Origin of the sequence: Nocardia abscessus, assembly GCF_015477775.1 — a bacterium.
Classification (GTDB): Bacteria; Actinomycetota; Actinomycetes; order Mycobacteriales; family Mycobacteriaceae; genus Nocardia; species Nocardia abscessus_A.
In genome coordinates this window covers 334,083-352,173 of the sequence record NZ_JADLQO010000003.1, presented here as the reverse complement: position 1 = coordinate 352,173, position 18,091 = coordinate 334,083, and the positions used below count along the sequence as shown (strand labels likewise).

Genomic DNA, 18,091 nt, shown 5'->3' with positions numbered 1-18,091 from the left:
ATAGTCTGTGGACAGATAATCTGTGACAGTACGGACAGCAATCATCTGTCGTCAAACGATCTGACCGCAGACGAGCCGCTATGCTGGGCGAATGCCGAGCAGGATCCAGCACGCGAAGGCGGACTACCTTCCGAGACTCGCCACGGAGCGTCCGGATATCGCCCTGTGCCGGGTCTCGTCCCTCGTCGCCCGCGCGGCCGAAGTACACGCACAGGAACAGGGTCTGGGCGTCGGCCAGCACCTGGTGCTGAAGATGCTGGCCGACGCCGGCCCGTGCTCGCAGCGGGTGCTCAGCGAGGAACTACGCATCGACCGCAGCGTGATGGTCGGCATCGCCGACGATCTGGAGGCGTCGGGTTACGTTCGGCGCGAACGCGATCCCGCCGATCGGCGCGCCTATGCGGTGACGATCACCGGGCCAGGAAGGCAGGCCGTCACCGACGCCGAGAAGACGATTCCCGAGTTTCTGGACCGGACCTTCGCCGCCCTCGATGCAGACGAGCGGGCGCAGCTCACCGAGCTGCTCCGCAAGCTCCTCATCGGCGGTTGAGCAGGCCCAGGCACCGGCCTCCTGCCCGAATCGCGGCTCGCGACCCGCAGCCTCCCGCCGACGCGGTGTCTCCACGCCCGTTCGACCCCTTCCGCGCTCAGGCGCTCGGTGTCAGGGCGCGGAGGGGCTTGTCGAGTTCCCTGCGGTAGAAGTCCAGGAAGCCATCCGGGTCGGGGCCCGCGTTCTGCATCACGAGATGGTCGAAGCCCGCGTCGGAGTACTGCTTCGCGGCGTCGAGGTAGCGGGCCGGGTCCGGACCGCAGGCGAAGTTGTCGAGAATGTCTTCCAGGCGGACGGTGGTGGTCGCCGCGGCGAAGTTGACCGGGTTCGGCAACTCGCTCATCACCTTCCACCCCGTGACCGCCCAGCGCGTCGTGTCGAGCACCGCCTTCGCGGCCGTCTCCTCGTCGGGAGCCCACGCCATGCCGACCTCCGCGTAACGCGGGCCCGTACCGCCCGCCGCGCGATAGCTATCGATGAGCTCGGCCTTCGGTTCGGTGGCGAACAGGCCGTCACCGAGTTCGGCGGCGATCCGGGCCGCCTCCGGCCCGCCCCCGGCGACCGCGATCGGCGGAAGCTTGTCGGGCAGATCGAAAACCCGAGCTTCGGACACGGTCAGGAACTCGCCGTCGTAGGAGTGGTAGCCGCCGCTCCAGAGCAAGCGAATGATCTCGAGCGCTTCGCGCAACATCCGCTGCCGGATGCGCACGGGCGGGAACTCCCGGCCGACGACATGCTCGTTGAGCCGCTCGCCCGAACCGACACCGAGGGTGAAGCGGTTGCCGGACAGGATCGCGAGAGTCGCCGCCGCCTGCGCGATGATCGCGGGGTGGTACCGCAGGATAGGGCACGTCACTCCGGTGGCGAGCTCGATCCGCTCGGTCTTCGCCGCGATGGCTCCGAGCACGGTCCAGGCGAACGGCGAATGCCCCTGGTTGTCCAGCCAGGGATGGAAGTGATCGCTGATCTCGACGAAGTCGAATCCGGCTTCTTCGGCCCGAATCGCTTGACGGACAAGCTCGTTCGGGCCGAATGCCTCGGCCGCCAGTTTGTACCCGATACTCATCGCCACCTCCTGGTTCGACAGCGGCCGGTCACCTCGTGAAACCGGCTCTCGGCGCGCGTACCCGCCATCCGGCAGCGAAAACTTCGGCGCGCGTCCGTGCCGGCGCGAGGCCGCCCCGAGCAGCGGTTGCCACGTCAGCCGGGCACGGTCGGAACTTCGTCGGCACGAGGCCGCCACATAGTCCGCTCAGTCACGAGTCGGCCAGTAGCTCGAAGCATGCCTGCCCTGCGGAACATAGGTGTTCTCGTCGTCGACCTCCGTGACGCCGAGATGCAAGAGCAGTAGCACCGTCACCAGGCTGATGCTCACGATCAGCGGGGTCAGCAACTGCGTCGCACCGGCCCCGGACGGCGGATGCATGTGCTGGGTTTCGTGCACGTGCATCGCGAACATGCCCGTGTAGTGCATGCCGGACACCGCGACACCCATGACCAGCGCCGCGCCGACGGTGGCGAGCGTGCCGCGGACATGCAGGGTGAACCACAGCGCGGCCGTCGCGGCGACCACGGCGATCACCATCGACAAAGCGACGATCCGCCCGTCGTAGCCGATCGTGGCGTTCGATTTCATCGCGTACATGCCCGAGTAGTGCATCGCGCCGACCCCGAGGCCGGTGACCCCGCCCCCGGCGAACAGCGCCAACGTCCCCAGCGCCCGCTGATGGGCGATGCGCAGTCCGATCCACACCACCGCGATGGCGATCAGCGCGCTGATCAACGTGACCGGGACGTCGTACCGAATGGAAGCGCCGTCGATGGCGAACCCGAGCATCGCGACGAAGTGCATGACCCAGATTCCGGTGCCGCCGATGGCGACAGCCGCGGCGAGCAGCCAGCCGTCGCGGGCGGATCCGGTGCGGGACCTGGCCATGCACCGTAGTCCGAGCAATGAACCGGTGAACGACATGAGATAGGCGACGATGGGTGTGAGCCACCCGTGGCTGAAGTGATCGATTTCCAGCACGCGACACTCCCTCGCTGGATAGATTCGGACCGTCACCGAGACGATGCGCGAATCTCACATAGTGAAAACTGCAGGTAGATAATTTAGAGTACTACTATCCTCTTTTAAATCATAGGATGAGTCCCGAATAGCGGGATGTGTGCCGACGAGTGAGTGAACCGCACGCCTTTCGGTCTGCGCCTACGGCCCTCGCAACCGGAACCCGCGACAGCTAGCTGCTGGCTTACGCAGCGCTGCGGCAAAACGCCCCCGCCGAACACAACCACGGCGTCGCCCCGAGTTCCTGCGATCCGCCCGCGGAAACTGCAAATTCGCTGTGAGGAAGTAGAACGAGGTACGAGAATGGCCAAAACGGCTTCTACCAGCGAATCGACTCCTCATGGAAACCCGTACAGACGAGATAGCCGAGAAGATCTACCGCATCTCGACCTTCATTCCGGAGGTCGGGCCCGCCGGCTTCACCTTCAACCAGTTCCTCCTCGACGCCGAGGAGCCGTTGCTGTTCCACACCGGCATGCGGGCGCTGTTCCCGGTGGTGTCCGCGCAGATCACGCGGATCATGCCGGTGGAACGGTTGCGCTGGATCACGTTCGGGCATGTGGAAGCGGACGAATGCGGCGCGATGAACCTCTTCCTCGCTGCCGCACCGCAGGCGCAGGTGGCGCATGGCCTACTCGGGTGCCTCGTCTCGATCGACGATCTGGCCGACCGGCAACCGCGCAGGCTCGCCGACGGCGAGGTGATCGATCTCGGCGGTCGGCGCGTGCGACACCTGGACACGCCGCACGCGCCGCACAACTGGGAGGCGCGAGTGCTCTACGAGGAGACCACCGGCGTACTGCTCTGCGGTGACCTGATGACCCAGCTGGGCAACGGACCGGCGCTGACCGCCTCGGATCTGGTGGAGCAGGCAGGCGTCGCGGAGGACGTCTTCCATGCCACCTCACTGGGCCCCGCCGTGCCCGCCACCCTGAACAGGCTGGCGGAGTTGGCGCCCACCACGTTGGCGATCATGCACGGTTCGAGCTTCGCCGGGGACGGGGCTACGGCGCTACGCGATCTCGCGTGGGATTACCAGGCCCGCTTGGACGCCTGATCAGCTCCGCGTCCGCTTCCGCGGTGGCCTCAGGCGGCATGGCCGACGTGCTGCGCGGACGCGCCGATGACGGCCGCCTCGGTCCCGACCAGGGTCAGCAGAAACGCTTCCTGCTCCCGGCGTCCCCGTACCGTGGCACGGTCCAGACCGCCCGGCAGCGCCCGGGCCAGCGCACCACGAACGAGATTCACCGGAATACGCAGCATCGGATACCACGGCGGCATGTAGGCGGGCAGGCCGAGTTCGCGCATGGCGGACGGCCCGAGGAAAGCGCTCGCGATGGACAGATGCTGAGCCCGCGCGATGCGGCCGCGTAGCGCGGGCAAGTTCCGGTAGTGCCAGTGAAGTGGATCGTCCGCCATCGGAACGGCGAGTTGCGGTGTGGTCTCGTCGGGGTTCGTGATGGCGGTGAGACTGTGGTACAGGATTCGGACGGAGTCCCGGAATCCGTTGGGCAGGAACCGATCCTCGACACCGATCAACCAGCCGACGTAGCGGGCGAGGTGAGCGGCCGAGTCGAGTTCGCGGGGAGTCGAGAACAACCCCATCGCCAGGCCGCCGACGAAAGGAGCGATCAAAGCTCCGACCAGTGTCGCGGCCATGTCGGTCTGGTTGATCGGCACGCCCCATTCGTCCTCGCGCCAGTCCGGCATCGCCGCCACGTGGCGGCGGACCAGAGCGTGGATCAGCCGCACGTGAATCGTCGACCGGTAGCCGCGGCCCAGTGGCGACATCCCGCCCTCGGAGGTGACGTCGAGCGCCCACTGCAGCGTTTCGGCGAATCGCTTGGCCGGCCCCTTCTCGAGCGCGCCCGTGCGAAGCAACGTCTTGTTGAAGCCCGAGGCGAGGTAGCCGCCGAGGAAGGAGACGTCACGCGCGATGTAGAGCCCGTCGGCACCGCCGCGGCGGAACACCCGCTCCGCACGCGCGAGCTTGTCGCGGTCCAGCCATTCGGGCGGAGTCTGCACGCGGACGAAGAATGCCCGCAACGGCTCCGGAGCGTCCGGCACGCTGTCGATGCCCTCGCGCAGCGCCCGCTCGAACAGCGGACGAGTGCGGCCCATGCCTTCCCGGTACATCCAGTCCACCAGGTCGTCCATCGGCTGGTCACCGATGAGCAGCGCCTCGCCCAGATCCCGCCACTGCTCCGGGGCCGGCTTGTCCAGTCCCAGCAGCAGTGCGAAGGGTCGCAGTCCGGGAACCTTGCGCGGCGCGTCCGGGTGACGCAGCGGAAGTGGCTTGTTCATCGTCGCTCTCCTTCGAGCCGGCACTGATCCCGTGCTTCACCATCGGAACGATGGCGGCACGGACGAATTCGCGCGTCGCGTCGTCTTCGGCGAAGTCGACGCAGGCGGTGGGGGTCAGCATGACCGAATGGGCCAGTCGCGCGATCATTTCCGCCACCGGCAGGGCGTCGTAGCGGGCGATGAGCTCCAGCTCCTGAGCGCGTTCGAGCAGACCGGCGATGTAGCGGATGCCCAGCGACACCATCTGGGCCCCGCGCACGGTGTAGAAGGCGAGGGCCTCTTCCGGTGCGACGGTCAGCAGCCGTCGGACCAGCCGGTGCATCCGCGTCTGCCGCAGCACGTGCAGCACCGTCTCCTCGATCCGGACGTCGACCTCGGCCGAGGTTGCCACGATCGCGGTGACCTCGGCCAACATGCGCTGCGTCTCCCGTTCCAGCACGGCGTCGACCAAGTTGTCCTTACCGGCGAAACGGCGATAGATGGTGACCCGGTTGACACCGGAGCGTTTCGCGATGTCGTCCAGGCTGCTGCGCCGGATCCCCACCTGCAGGATCCGGTCGAGGGCCGCGTCCATGATCTTCTCGTCGACTGCGTCCCGGCCGGAGCTCATGCATTAAAGATAGTGAGATTGTTGCATTGGGTCAATGACTCAGCGTTTGGTTCGGTGTCGCAGTCCACCGGCCCGCCGCGACGGAGGCGACGAGGGCGGCGGCATACCCGGCGAGGGCAGGGTCCCCGCCGGGCCGACGTTCGGCGCGTTTTCCTCGCTCGTCGCATCCCATTTCCTCGGCATAGGTCAGCGAATCGCCGTCCCGAATTTCTCGCCGTATCCGACGGTTCAGTTCGCCCGGTCACAAACTCGGCCTGCGATTATCGAGCAGCGCCCAGGGCATGCCGCAAAAGGCCGCCCCGGCATACGTTGAAGCGCGGCAGGATATTCGGTGGTAATTCGAGCGGAATCGGGCAATACATCCGGTACCGGACGTATCCGGCCCATGTGATCGCGTAGCCGTTTGCACGTAAGAATAGGCTGAAAGACGTCGGATCGACCGCCAGTCCCCGCGACCGAACGACGGGAAACTTGCCGACCACGCAGCGACCTCGTTCACGCCGATAGCGGCGGTCACGGAGCCATTCCTCGAAGTGCCGTAGCGGTCAATGCAACTCAGGCCGGGAATGCACGTGCAAATGCGATTTCGACAGCGTCGCCGCACCTTTCGGGATCGGCGGGCACAATCACAGTTACCGCAACCGAGGCCGGGGCGCAGAGGTCTCGCCCGCCACGCCAGAGCCAGAAAACTTACTCGGGCAGGAACACTCCGCCTCGGCGAACTCCCTGCGAGTGCTGTCCTACCGCGGCACAAACGGGACGATCGAGACGTCGGTCGATGCACCGCCGCGGCGGCGCGGCCAGAGACCGCGCGCTCGGCGCCGCAACTCTCGCCACCGCGATTCGCGACATCTGGCGAACTTCTAGCGTTTCTTCGTTTGTCTCGCCCGGGTCACGGCGTATGGTCGCGCTATGCCGACAGTGACGTCGATCGACACCGGAGCCGAACACCTCGCCTGCTGGGTCACCGTCGTCGGGCAACGCCTCCATCGGTTGCCGACAGCAAACCCGAACGTCCAACTCGCCCACGCGATGAGCGGGTTCCTCGCGATCGGGCGCGCGAGCATGGCCCTGTTGACCACCTCCGGGAATCCCACCGATATCCGCGACCACGATCTCGTCTTCGAGATCACCGCCGACGCGGAACGATGGCTCACCGACGCGGCGACCGAATCGGTCGTCAACCAGATCACCGACCGCGGTGAGCACATTCAGCGCTACCTCAGCCCCGTCGCGCTCGATACCGTGGCGAAAGCTCGCCTGCGACGCTGCGCGCAGGCGACGGCGATCCACACCCGCGATCTGCTGATCGGTATCGATGCCGACCCGACAGCGTCGGACGAGATCCGTGACCTCGCCCGCGATCTCGCCGCGCGAGCGAACGTCATCGCCACCGTCTACGCCGACGACCCGCAACAATTGCTGTCCATGTCCAGCAGGTGACGCGGTCGGCGAGAGAACCGGCCATGACACAGCGAGTGCTCGTTCTCGCCAGCGCGAACAACGGACTGACGCAACGGGCCGCGCTCGCGATACGCCGATCCGGACGCCGCACGCGGACCGAAATCGTGCGCCGCGCAGCGGACATCCGCGCCGCGGTCGGAACGAACGACTTCGACATCGTCGTCTGCCCGTATCTGACGACGAAGATACCCGCCGACGTCCACGACCGGTGGACGTGCATCGTCGTCCATCCCGGCCCAGTCGGCGACCGCGGCCCCCATGCCCTGGACTGGGCGGTCAGCGAGCGCGAACCCGTATGGGGCGTCACGGCGCTGACCGCCGTCGAGGAGATGGACGCGGGTCCCATCTGGTCCACGCGGACATTCCCGTTGCCTGCGGAACGCAAATCCGCCGTCTACAACACCGCGGTCGCGGACGCCGCGATCGAATGCCTGCTCGAAGCACTGGACAAGGCCGCCGACCCGGCCCGCTCCCCCACACCCCAAGACGAGATGCCTCGATCCGTCGCACACGCGCGGACCCGACCCGCGATGCACCGTCGCGACCGCGAAATCTGCTGGAACGACGACGCCGACACGATCCTGAGACGCATCCACGCGGGCGACGGCTCACCTGGTGCGCCTGCGACCATCGGTGACGCGCCGATGCTGGTCTACGACGCCTGCCACGGACAGGACGCCCCTCGCGCGGCGCCCGGCACCGTGCTCCGTCGCCGCGACCACGCCGTCGAGGTGGCCTGCGGCGACGCCGGTATCTGGATCGGCCGCCTCGAACCCCTGGCCGGCGAGCGGCCGCCGTGCAAAGGACCAGCCGCGCCGGTCCTCGCCGCGGCGGGATTTCCGGTCGAGGCGGTGCCGCGCGCGAAGGGCAGGACACCTGGGGAGATCCGGTACCGGCGCTCGGCGGACATCGGATTCCTCGACATCGACTTCTATAACGGCGCAATGGGTACCGGGCAGTGTGAGCGGTTGCTCGCCGCGTTCGACTACGCGGCGGCGCAGAACACGAAGGTGCTCGTACTCGCGAACGACGGCCCGTATTTCAGCAATGGCATCGACCTGAACGCGGTGGAACTCTCCGCGGATCCCGAGGGCGCGGCGTGGCGGAACCTGCTGGCGATCAACAAAGTGTGCCGGGCGATTCTGAGCTGTGCCACGCAGGTCACGGTGGCCGCGGTAAGCGGAAGCGCCGGGGCGGGCGGGGTCATGCTCGCGTTGACCGCCGATCTGGTCGTCGCCGCGGAACGAGTGGTGTTCAATCCGCACTACCGGACGATCGGATTGTCCGGCTCGGAATTCCACACCTACACCCTGCCGCGGCGGGTCGGTGACGAAGCCGCCCAGCGCCTGCTGGACGCGTGCCTGCCCGTCGACGCGGCAGGCGCCGCCGACCTCGGAATGATCGATGCCGTGACGCCGAACGGGCAGTTCCGCGCGTGGCTCGCGGAGCTGGCCGCCGAATGCGCCCACCCGGCCAGGTGGGCGGCGATCATGGCCGCGAAGCAGACGCGGTCGATCGACCTGACCGCGTTCGAAAGCGCCGAACTGCGCCGCATGGCCCGGGACATCTTCCGTGATCAGAACGAATTCCGCCGCAGGCGGCACGAGTTCGTTTTCAAGAGTTCGTGGCGTTCGGCGGCGACCGGAACATTCACATTGTCGCCGCGATGATCGACAATGGATGTATGGCGACGGTGCTGCTGGGCGGCGACGTCATGCTGGGTCGAGGTGTGGACCAGATTCTGCCGCATCCCGGCGACCCGAGGCTGCGCGAACGATATGTCAACGACGCGCGGACCTACGTCGAGCTGGCCGAACGCGCGTACGGCGAGTTCACCCATCCGGTCGATTACCGGCAACTGTGGGGTGATGTCCTGCCGATCCTCGCCCGGATCGACCCCGAGGTGCGGTTGCTCAACCTGGAGACTTCGATCACCGCCGACGGCGCGTTCGCCCCCGCCAAAGGCATCCATTACCGGATGCATCCGGACAACGTGCCCGCGCTGACCGCGATCGCACCGGTCGTCTGCGCGCTGGCCAACAATCACGTCCTCGATTTCGGTCTTCCCGGGATGGCCGACACGCTCGACGCGCTCGACGCCGCCAGCATCGCCCATGCCGGCGCAGGGGCCGACCTCGCGGGTGCGCGCGCGCCTGCCACAGTGGAACTCGCCGACGGGCGCCGCGTGGTGATCCTCTCCGTCGCGGCCGGTTCGAGCGGGGTTCCGGAGGCATGGTCGGCACGGCGCGACAGGCCGGGGCTGTGGCGGGTGGGCTACTCGCCCGGCGCCGTGGCGGCCGAGGAAGTCGCGGCCGAGATGTCGGCGTACAAGCGCGACAACGATATCGGCATCGTCTCGGTGCATTGGGGGCCGAACTGGGGCTACGAAGTCGCGCGCACCGAGACGCAGTTCGCGCACCGATTGATCGACGCCGGAGTCGATCTGGTGCACGGGCACTCCGCGCATCATCCGCGTCCGATCGAGATCTACCGCGGCAAACCGATCCTGTACGGCTGCGGCGACGTCATCGACGACTACGAAGGCATCCGCGGCCACGAGCGCTACCACACCGATCTGCATCCGCTGTATCTGGTGTGCATCGACCCCGGCTCGGCGGAAGTCCGGCTGATTCCGCTGCGGGAGCGGCACATGCGCCTGGAGTGGGCTCCGCGCAGCGAATCCCGCTGGCTCTGCGAAAAGATCGAGGACATCAGCCGGGGCTTCGGCACCCGCGTCGCCCCTCGGCCCGACGATCTGCCGGTGGTGTTCAGTGCGGCACGGCGGTGAGATGGCGGTGGAACCACTGGGCGGCCAGGTCGGCGACTTGTTCGAGCGCGCCGGTCTCCTCGAACAGGTGAGTCGCGCCGGGGACGATGTCGAGTTCGCTCGGACATGGCATCCGTAGCTGAGCCTCCCGATTGACCCCCAGCACCCATTTGTCGTTACCGCCCACGATGAGCAGTGTCGGTGCGCGGACCGAACTCAACCGCGGACCGGCCAGGTCCGGCCGACCGCCCCGCGAGACCACCGCCGCGATCTCGGTACCCGGCTCGGTCGCCGCCCACAGCGCGGCGCCCGCCCCGGTGCTCGCACCGAAATATCCGGTGGGCAGGCCGCCGAGGTCCGGCCGGGTCCGTAGCCAGCGCGTCACCTCGACCAGGCGGCCAGCGAGCAGCTCGATGTCGAAGACATGCGCGCGGTCGCCCTCCTCCTCGACGGTCAGCAGATCGACCAGCATCGTCGCGAACCCGGCACGGTTGAGAACCTCGGCGACGAACCGGTTCCTCGGGCTGCGCCTGCCGCTGCCGCTGCCATGTGCGAAGGCGATCAAGGCGGTCCCGTCCGGTGGCACAGCCAGTATCCCGGCCAGCCGGGTGCGTTCGGCCGGCACGATGACCTCTTCTGTCCGCGTCGGGGACCGGGGTGCGGACGGCATCGAACACCTCCTGATATCTGGCGTACCCGATCAGGTCCGGAATGCGCAAGAGGGGGATCGGATCGGGGTACGGCTGGAACCGGCGCACCGAACGGCGTTCAGCGGAAGGTGGCGGCGAGGTAGTTCGCCAGGTCGTTCGCGGCGGCTCGGTGCCGTGCATAGCCGAGATATCCGTCGGGACGCACCACATAGACGGCTCCGCCGGTAGCGCCGTAAGCCTTGGCGAAATTGCCGTCACCATCCCGGACGACCGGCAGCAGCGTCTCCTCGACCCGGGTGCCGGGCGCGGCGAGAAGGTACACGTCCAGCCGCCTGTGCGCCCTCCGGCGGGCCGTGTCGGCGAGCTCCTCCAGTGTCCCGATGTCGGTTGCGGTGCTGTCGTCGGCGTAGAGGAGCAGGGTGTGGTTGGTCCGGCCGAGCAAAGAGAACAGGCGGATCGGGAAGGTGACCGCGTCACGGCTCAAGCCCGTGGCGTCGGGGGCGCGTACGCCCGCCCACGGACCCGCCGCGCCGTCGGCCGTGCGCGCGACGATCGGGCTGTCGCCGTAGTCGATCAGCAGCTGGGCCTCTCGCCGGATGACGAGATCCGGGTCCGATTCGCCGGCCCCGATGCCCTCCCTTGCACTGCGCACGGTCCGCCCGACCACCTCTGCGCCGACCGGCCTGCGTTCGGCGTCGTAACTGTCCAGCAGGTGGGGCGAACTGTCGCCGCTGATCGCCAGTGCGAGCTTCCACGCGAGGTTGTGCGCGTCCTGGATACCGGTGTTCATTCCTTGCGCACCGGTGGGCGGGTGAATGTGCGCCGCGTCGCCGGCCACGAAAACCCTTCCGCGCGAATACGAATCGACGATCCGGTGACTGATCCGGAAGACCGACGACCACCGCAGGTTCGACGCGGTGGCCGGCTCGGGCGCGAGGCGATCGAGAACCTGCTGGATATGTCGCAGCTGCGGCGCCGGTCCGCGTTCGAACCCGTGCCCGAGCTCGTCGGGGTCGCGGGTTTCCGCGCTGCGGAGTTCGTCGGGGACCAGCATCGACACCCGATAGCGGCCACGTCCCGGCAGCGGTATGCACACCAGCAAGTCGTCGGCGCCGTCCTCGGTCCGATGCATCGACCGGATCCCGTAGCCGGGCGGTAGCGACCAATCGAGTTCGACATCGCCGAGCATGTACTGCTCGGTGAACGCCGCGCCCTGGAAAGCCAGGCCCAGCGTCTTGCGGACGACGCTGTGCGCGCCGTCGCAGCCGATCAGGAACTGCGCGTCGACGCAGTGCTCACCGTCCGCCGCGCTGAGCACGGCACGCACACCGTTGTCGTCCTGGTCGAAAGTCGTGAGTTCGGTGGCGCGCTCGATGCGGGTGCCGGTTTCCGCCAAACGCTCCCGGAGTATTCGCTCGGTCACGTACTGCGGTAGCCCGACGAATGCGTAGGGCACGTCAGCGGGCAGCGTCAGTTCCGTCCTGGCCACCTCGGCGCCGTTCACGTAGACCAACTGGCCGCGCAACTGGATTGCCGCGTCGAGGATCCGGCGCAGCACGCCCAGACCTTCGAACACCTCCAGCGTTCGTGGCTGGATTCCCACGGCCTTCGCATAGCGGGGCGGTTCGAGCAGCGCGTCCACGATCCGGCAGGCGACACCGCGCCGGGCCAACTCGATCGCCGCGGTCAGTCCGACCGGGCCCGCGCCGACGATGAGTACCTCTGTGCCGACCATGCGATACCGCCTCGGACTGCGTACTCATACGGTGATTCGGGCGAGTCTACTCCGGCCCGCCCTGGTGCAGCTTGCGCGGATCAGTCCGCGTCGTCGGCGTCGGCAGGCCGCTTCGACGAGACGACGTTGATGCGCCACGGCAGGTGGAAGAGACCGCCGGACCTGTTGCGGATCCACTGCGTGACAGCGGCGACGGACGAGGCGAGCGACGTCGCACCGGCCAGCAGCGCCCAAGGCGTGAGACCCGCGGACGTATACGCGACCTGCCCGATGCCCGGCACGACGAGTTTGCCGTTGCCGAAGGCCCAGTTGATGAGCGATCCGACTTGTCCGCCCAGATCCGAACTGCGCCCCACCATCGCCTTCAACTCCGGGCCCTTGCTGTTGATGTAGAGCACGGTGAACAGCACGAACAGCGAGGTGACCAACGTGGCTATCGTCGCCAATCGACTGAGTGCCTCGATGCGCAGGCGTAGGTTGATCAGGATCGCCAAGATGGCGATCACGATGGCGGCACAGGCCAGCAGGGCCCAGAAACCGGTGATGTGGGGCGTGCGCGGCTTCGACGCCGACCAGGCGTTCAGGAAGCGCGTGGTGATCTCCATCCGGCCGAACGCGGTGGAGCTGACCCTGCCGTCGGCGCCCGCGGCGGTGATCCAAGGCTGGAACAGCAAAAAGAGCGTCACGAGACTACCGACGGCGGCCCACGCGTAGCCCCAATATCCGCGCAGCGCAGCCCGAATTGCCTGCGGACTAACGGGGGCGATGCCGCCCTCCGCCTGATCCTGCTGGGCGGACCGGCCGTCTCCAGTTTTGTTCGACTGCCAGGGCGTTGGCTGCACCATTCGCTCAGTTTAGGGCCGGATCACTGCCCCAATTCGGGCAAAGCTCACCTCCAGTGGGAAGTGTCCGGCCTCGGCCCACCGCGCGCCCGGCAACGCCCGGCCAGCGCCTTTACCCGCGTGCATTCGACGCGGCGGTCCTGGTCGGACGTAACGATCACCGTTACCGACCGGCGTTCGCGCTCGACCCGAAAGGTAATCGACGGCGCGTCGGCGGCGGCCCACGACAGCGGTTGCCCGTACCATACGAGACCGGGTATCCGTTGGGCAAAGACGCTTCAGCAGCGCCCGAGGCGCAAATTTGGGTAGTGACCGGGGGACAAGGCAACCTGCGGTATGTTTTCGACCCCGATTCGCCGCCGATGCCCCGGAAAGAGCACCACCGGTGATCCTCCTGTTACGCAATACCGGGGAACTTGACATTTCTTTGCCTGGTGCTCACCGCCCTATGGGTGAACTATGAAATCCATGAGTTAGAGATTTCACTCGAGTCGAAGGATGTACAAATGTCCATGAAAATTACGAAAATCCTCGCCGCGACCGCAATGGCCCTGTCCGTGGGTGTCATCGCGGCTCCCGCCGCTTCCGCCGAAACGCCATCGGACGCGGCGACGCCGGTGTGGGGCTCGGTCGTTCTTTGCATTCCGCTCGGAAGCGCCGTTTGGTGCATTTGAGCCCTACAGTGCGGCCGCACCGATCGAGGGCGGCCGCACGTAACTGTTCGATGTCTTCGCCCGAGTCCGGGCCGGCGCTGTGCCGGGTAGGTCGCCGACGCGCACCCGAACTCGACGTCTGAAAAGCACAAACCGAGCGGTTGCCGCCGCGCGTGGATCGACCGATGCGGCGCGGCTGTGCTCGGAACCCGATCTTGTCACACCGGCCGTGCCTACTTCGTCTACTCACCGGACCACTGAGTAGAGGAAGGTTGCGATGCGAGTAGCAGTCATCGGAGCAAGCGGACTGATCGGCCGGGATGTGATCGACGTCCTGGCGAGCCGGGGCCACGACGTCGTCCCCATTGCCCGATCGGCCGGTGTGGACGTCTACACCGGCGACGGCTTGGCTCGAGCGCTGGCCGGCGTGGATGCCGTGGTGGACGCGGTCAACGCGACAACTACCGACACCGAAGCGGTGACCGATTTCTTCCGCACGATCGCGGAGAATGTGCAACGCGAGGCCGCCGCTGCCGGGGTGCAGCGAATCGCCCTGATCTCCATCATCGGCATCGACCGATTCACCGCGGGGCACTATGCCGGGAAACTGGCACAAGAACACGCCTACCGCCGAGGTCCGGTGCCTGTGCGCATCCTGCGCGCGGCGCAATTCCACGAATTCACCGAGATGATGCTCGACTGGACGACCCGCGGCGACACGGCATACGTCCCGAAGTACCGGGCGCAGCTCGTCGCTGCCCGCACGGTCGCCGAGCAACTGGCCGACTCGGCCGTCTCGCCGACCGCGCCCGAGTCGACCGAGATCGCCGGGCCGGAAGAATTCGACCTCGCCGCGGCCGCGGCCGAAGTGGCGGCGCGACGGGGTGAACCGGCCCGGGTGGAAGAGATCGTCGACACCGACGACCCGAATCACGAATTGCAGGCCGGTGGCGCCCTCTTGCCCGGACCCGATGCGATCATCGCCGGGCCGACATTCGGGCAATGGCTCGACCGGAAATATCCCGTCCAGCCGTAACTCGGGCTGCTCGGGCTCGAACTGCCATGGTCGGTGTGCCGCCGGTGGGATTCCCCTCGATCCGGCAGCGCACCGGAAGGCTCCCCGAGTCGCTTGACTTCAGGTCGACCTCAACTCGCAAGCTGAGCGCACAACGAGGAGAGGCAACCATGACAACGTTCGGAGAAAAGCAGAGCCGGGGCTACGACCAGCGGGCGACTCGTCTGCTCGGTGGCCTGTATCGCCACATCGCCACCGACATCGACGCGGCCGCCCGACCCGGCGCGTGGGTGCTCGATGTCGGGGCCGGTCCGGGAAAGCTGCTGGGGCAGTTGGCTTCTCGGCGACCCGATCTGCGGCTGCACGGCGTCGACCTGTCGCCGCACATGATCGATCTCGCCGAGGCGGCGCTGTCGGGTGCGGCCGAGCTCTCGGTCGGCGACGTCGGCGCGCTCCCCTACCCCGACGACAGCTTCGACCTGGTCGTCTCGAGCCTGAGCATGCACGAGTGGCCGCAGGTCGACCGTGGGATCACGGAGCTGGCGCGCGTACTGCGTCCCGGCGGAACCGTGGCGATCTACGACTTCCGATTCGTGCGCGCGGCGGCCGCACTCGGCGCGTTGCGCCGTTGCTTCGAGGCGGCGACGGTGCGGCGGGAGCCGGTACGCCCGCGGCGTCATCCGATCGGGCTGTATGCGCGGCTCACCGCCCGCGCCGCCTAGAGTGCGGGTATGGCTGGCGGCGAGATGTCGATCGGTGAGCTCGCGGCGCGGTTCGGTCTGGCCACTCATGTGCTGCGGCACTGGGAGGACGTCGGACTGCTCGCGCCGCGGCGCGACGGCGCGGGGCGTCGCCGGTATCACGACGACGACGCCGACACCGTGGCCATGATCCTGCTCGGCAAACAGGTCGGCTTGTCACTGGACGAACTCGCCGCGCTGTTCGCCGAGGCATCCGACCGCACCGCTCGCCGCGAGCTGCTGCGCGCGCACCGCGACCAGCTCGCGCACCGGATCAGCCGGGACACCGCAGCGCTGGAGACCATTTCGCACGCGCTCGACTGCGACGCCGAGGACTTCCGCGAGTGCCCGCACTTCCGGGCCAAGGTCGCCGGCGCGCTCGCCGTGGTCACGAACCGGTCAATGCCGCGAAGGTAAATCGTTATGGCGCAGGGAATTCCGTCCTGACGGTGGAGTTTGTGACACCTCCGGCGCCCCGGCGTGTTTCCGCGGCAGGAGGGGGGTACTGCGCCTGCCGTAGCGGATTAGGATCGAGTTCTGCGAACAGTGACACAGCAGGCCGTGACACTTCGACCCGATAGAGGTGCCCCATGGGCAGGACAATTCGAATCCCGGCGGCGGAGCTCGCCGATCACGTCGGCGAATCCGTCGTCGGTTACGGCACCCTCACGCAAGCGGGAGTGGTCCAGCCGGGTGGCGACCTCGTGGTCGCGGTCTTCGGCGTGGAGACCAACCGGCGCGAGAAGTCCTTTACCCCAGGTCAATTGGTCGAACTGGAGGTTACCGACTAGCAGCGAGGGCCAGTTCGAGCACACCGGCGGACGGCGGAGCCGCATCGGGCCCCGCCGACCGGATCAACCGATCAGCGCGTTCATGATCGTGCCCGCACTGGTGGCGATGACGCCGCCGAGCATGCCACCCGCCACCATTTTCGCCGATGCGAGTGGACCGCCGTTCCACTTCTCCCAGGCGAATTTTCCTCCCGCGTAGGCGATGCCGGTGACACCGGAGAGAATCACGAACCAGGTGAAATACCGGAACAGCTGGAGGATTTTCTCCGAGTTCGGGGGAGCCTCGGGGACGGGATCTTCCACCTGGGCCAGAAGAAGCGCTTCGACTGCAGTATGGATCATCATTGATCTGTCTCCGTCGCGTTGCCGAAGGACAAGTTATACGCAATCGCTATGACTTTCGAAGTATCGCGATCCCGGCGACCGCAGTCAACCCCTCCTGCTGGGCCGAGGACATCCACGGACTCGGCCGGTCTGCCGCAATCGGTGTCGAATCGCCGAGGCCGGGTAGTGCGGGGGTGTGAGCTACCACGGTGACGGCACAACGGCGAGTGACCTCGATCCGGTCGCCGCGCGGGCGGTGATCGAGCAAGCCAAGGGCGCGGTGATGCTGGTCTACGGGGTCGACGCCGACGAGGCGTTCACGCTGCTGCGCGTTCGATCCCAGGAAACCAACACCAAGCTGCGGGTACTCGCCGCCAACGTGGCCGCCGAGCTGCCGTCGATCGGCGTGCGCGCGGTACCCGGCGAGCTGCGCACCCGCGTCACCCGACTGCTGTCGACGGCGCACGAGCAAGCCCGGTGACGACCCGCCGACCGGCGGAAGGCCCCGGGCGTTCGGTCCGCCGACGCCCGGGGCACAAGCCTGCACTCGGGCCTCGGACAGCAGATTGTCCTGCGATTGTCCGTACCGGACGAACGCGTCCGCTACTGCTTGCAGCCGACGGCGAACACCCGGCGGAACGGCAGCCAGGTGGTGCCGTCGACGCGCCGGGGATAGGCGCTGCGCAGCAACGGGGCGAGCTGAGCGGTGAACTCCTGCCACTGCTCGTCGTCCAGAGCGCCGCGCACGGGGCGCAGCGCGGTGCCGGTCACCCACTCCAGCACCGGGTCGTCACCGGTCAAGCGCTGCAGGTAGGTCGTTTCCCAGGCATCGACAGCCCCGCCCGAGACGGCGAGCAGGTCGGCGTATCCGGCGGGATCGAGCACCGCCCGCGGCTCGAGTATGCCCGCTCGGGCGAGCCGGTCGCGCCACTCGTCACGCGCGGCCACCTGCCGGATCGCCCGGTGAGACGGCGCGTCGAAGTTTCCGGGTACCTGGACGGCCAGGAACGCGCCCGTGGGTAGTTGCCGCATCCACTCAGACAGCAGGCCGCGATGCTCGGGTACCCAGTGGAGGACGGCATTGCAGACGACAACGTCGGTCTCCGCGCTCGGCCGCCATTCCTGCACCGCCCCGAGCGTCGCGTCGATGCCGCGATCACGCGCCGCCGCCACCATTTCCGGGGACGAATCGATGGCTCGCATGCTCGCACCGGGCCAACGCCGCGCCAGGATCGCCGTGAGATGCCCGGGTCCACAGCCCAGGTCGACCACCTCCCTCGGCTCGGTCGCCGTCACCCTGGTCATCAGGTCGAAGAAGGGACGGGACCGATGGTCGTCGAACGCGAGGTACTGCCGGGGATCCCACATCGGCCGCTCCGATAGTCGCTACCAAACCGTACGTACGTACTGTACGCCGGTCGGTGCGCTCAGCAGAAGGTCCCCGAGAACGACAACCCGTCGGTGGCGCACAGCGCGTCCGCCCACGGGTGATGCTCGTCCACACGTCCCCGCGAAAGCCAATGCGCGCCAGGTGGTTCCGTCGAGATAGACAGCCGCGAGGTCGGCCGTCCCCACTGT

Annotated in this window: 19 protein-coding genes and 1 pseudogene; 11 read left to right on the top strand and 9 right to left on the bottom strand. The window is 67.5% G+C overall.

Going from position 1 to position 18,091, the window contains the following annotated elements; genetic code table 11:
• Positions 1–91 precede the first annotated feature (91 nt).
• Positions 92–550 carry a MarR family winged helix-turn-helix transcriptional regulator gene (locus IU450_RS12310; RefSeq protein ID WP_195149898.1) on the top strand — a complete coding sequence of 153 codons (459 nt, stop codon included), beginning with the start codon at positions 92–94 and terminating at the stop codon, positions 548–550.
• A 97-nt stretch (positions 551–647) separates the two neighbouring features.
• On the opposite strand, the gene IU450_RS12305 is transcribed toward IU450_RS12310, so the two are convergent.
• The gene (locus IU450_RS12305; protein ID WP_195149897.1) at positions 648–1,616 is read right to left on the bottom strand and encodes a TIGR03557 family F420-dependent LLM class oxidoreductase; all 969 of its coding nucleotides are present in this window, start codon (positions 1,614–1,616) and stop codon (positions 648–650) included.
• Between the two features lie 186 nt (positions 1,617–1,802).
• On the bottom strand, positions 1,803–2,579 hold the full coding sequence (locus tag IU450_RS12300; RefSeq protein WP_195149896.1) for an MHYT domain-containing protein: 777 nt from the start codon (positions 2,577–2,579) through the stop codon (positions 1,803–1,805).
• A 379-nt stretch (positions 2,580–2,958) separates the two neighbouring features.
• Here IU450_RS12300 and IU450_RS12295 point away from each other — a divergent pair, with 379 nt between their 5' ends.
• Entirely contained in the window at positions 2,959–3,675 is a 717-nt protein-coding gene (locus IU450_RS12295) for an MBL fold metallo-hydrolase (RefSeq protein WP_195149895.1), read from the top strand.
• Between the two features lie 29 nt (positions 3,676–3,704).
• Here the strand turns inward: IU450_RS12295 and IU450_RS12290 are convergent, their stop codons facing one another.
• Together IU450_RS12290 and IU450_RS12285 are read right to left on the bottom strand one after the other, a co-directional pair.
• Entirely contained in the window at positions 3,705–4,868 is a 1,164-nt protein-coding gene (locus tag IU450_RS12290) for an oxygenase MpaB family protein (protein ID WP_324197652.1), read from the bottom strand.
• The gene (locus IU450_RS12285; RefSeq protein WP_228834442.1) at positions 4,783–5,532 is read right to left on the bottom strand and encodes a TetR/AcrR family transcriptional regulator; all 750 of its coding nucleotides are present in this window, start codon (positions 5,530–5,532) and stop codon (positions 4,783–4,785) included. The genes IU450_RS12290 and IU450_RS12285 overlap by 86 nt, the downstream gene beginning before the upstream one ends.
• A gap of 912 nt (positions 5,533–6,444) precedes the next feature.
• Here IU450_RS12285 and IU450_RS12280 point away from each other — a divergent pair.
• The 3 genes from IU450_RS12280 to IU450_RS12270 are packed head-to-tail and all read left to right on the top strand — an operon-like array spanning position 6,445 to position 9,784.
• Positions 6,445–6,975, top strand: coding sequence for a hypothetical protein (locus IU450_RS12280; RefSeq protein WP_195149893.1), 531 nt, complete (start codon positions 6,445–6,447; stop codon positions 6,973–6,975).
• A 23-nt stretch (positions 6,976–6,998) separates the two neighbouring features.
• On the top strand, positions 6,999–8,666 hold the full coding sequence (locus IU450_RS12275; protein ID WP_195149892.1) for an enoyl-CoA hydratase-related protein: 1,668 nt from the start codon (positions 6,999–7,001) through the stop codon (positions 8,664–8,666).
• On the top strand, positions 8,663–9,784 hold the full coding sequence (locus IU450_RS12270) for a CapA family protein (RefSeq protein WP_228834441.1): 1,122 nt from the start codon (positions 8,663–8,665) through the stop codon (positions 9,782–9,784). The genes IU450_RS12275 and IU450_RS12270 overlap by 4 nt, the downstream gene beginning before the upstream one ends.
• Here the strand turns inward: IU450_RS12270 and IU450_RS12265 are convergent.
• From IU450_RS12265 to IU450_RS12255, 3 genes and pseudogenes are all read right to left on the bottom strand, one after another.
• Positions 9,765–10,436, bottom strand: a pseudogene (locus tag IU450_RS12265) (dienelactone hydrolase family protein); the annotation flags it as partial. The gene IU450_RS12270 and the pseudogene IU450_RS12265 overlap by 20 nt on opposite strands.
• 95 nt (positions 10,437–10,531) lie before the next feature.
• Positions 10,532–12,148: an FAD-dependent monooxygenase gene (locus tag IU450_RS12260; protein ID WP_195149890.1), complete on the bottom strand. Its 1,617-nt coding sequence runs from the start codon at positions 12,146–12,148 to the stop codon at positions 10,532–10,534.
• 80 nt (positions 12,149–12,228) lie between these two features.
• Positions 12,229–12,993 (bottom strand): hypothetical protein, encoded by a 765-nt coding sequence (locus tag IU450_RS12255; protein WP_195149889.1) that lies wholly within the window; start codon positions 12,991–12,993, stop codon positions 12,229–12,231.
• Positions 12,994–13,442: 449 nt separating this feature from the next.
• Between IU450_RS12255 and IU450_RS12250 the strand changes: the two genes are divergently transcribed.
• The 5 genes from IU450_RS12250 to IU450_RS12230 all read left to right on the top strand — a co-directional run bounded on the left by IU450_RS12250 (position 13,443) and on the right by IU450_RS12230 (position 16,189).
• Positions 13,443–13,664, top strand: coding sequence for a hypothetical protein (locus IU450_RS12250; protein WP_195150055.1), 222 nt, complete (start codon positions 13,443–13,445; stop codon positions 13,662–13,664).
• Positions 13,665–13,920: 256 nt separating this feature from the next.
• On the top strand, positions 13,921–14,679 hold the full coding sequence (locus IU450_RS12245) for an SDR family oxidoreductase (protein ID WP_195149888.1): 759 nt from the start codon (positions 13,921–13,923) through the stop codon (positions 14,677–14,679).
• A 149-nt stretch (positions 14,680–14,828) separates the two neighbouring features.
• Complete coding sequence (locus IU450_RS12240) at positions 14,829–15,380, top strand: class I SAM-dependent methyltransferase (protein ID WP_195149887.1); 552 nt, start codon at positions 14,829–14,831, stop codon at positions 15,378–15,380.
• A 9-nt stretch (positions 15,381–15,389) separates the two neighbouring features.
• Positions 15,390–15,815, top strand: coding sequence for a MerR family transcriptional regulator (locus IU450_RS12235; protein ID WP_195149886.1), 426 nt, complete (start codon positions 15,390–15,392; stop codon positions 15,813–15,815).
• A 173-nt stretch (positions 15,816–15,988) separates the two neighbouring features.
• Positions 15,989–16,189, top strand: a complete 201-nt coding sequence (locus IU450_RS12230) for a hypothetical protein (RefSeq protein ID WP_043698611.1) — start codon at positions 15,989–15,991, stop codon at positions 16,187–16,189.
• A gap of 63 nt (positions 16,190–16,252) precedes the next feature.
• On the opposite strand, the gene IU450_RS12225 is transcribed toward IU450_RS12230, so the two are convergent.
• Entirely contained in the window at positions 16,253–16,531 is a 279-nt protein-coding gene (locus tag IU450_RS12225) for a hypothetical protein (RefSeq protein ID WP_195150040.1), read from the bottom strand.
• 178 nt (positions 16,532–16,709) lie between these two features.
• Here IU450_RS12225 and IU450_RS12220 point away from each other — a divergent pair, with 178 nt between their 5' ends.
• Positions 16,710–16,994 carry an ANTAR domain-containing protein gene (locus IU450_RS12220; protein WP_324197642.1) on the top strand — a complete coding sequence of 95 codons (285 nt, stop codon included), beginning with the start codon at positions 16,710–16,712 and terminating at the stop codon, positions 16,992–16,994.
• 122 nt (positions 16,995–17,116) lie between these two features.
• Here the strand turns inward: IU450_RS12220 and IU450_RS12215 are convergent, their stop codons facing one another.
• Complete coding sequence (locus IU450_RS12215) at positions 17,117–17,881, bottom strand: trans-aconitate 2-methyltransferase (RefSeq protein WP_195149885.1); 765 nt, start codon at positions 17,879–17,881, stop codon at positions 17,117–17,119.
• Positions 17,882–18,091 lie beyond the last annotated feature (210 nt).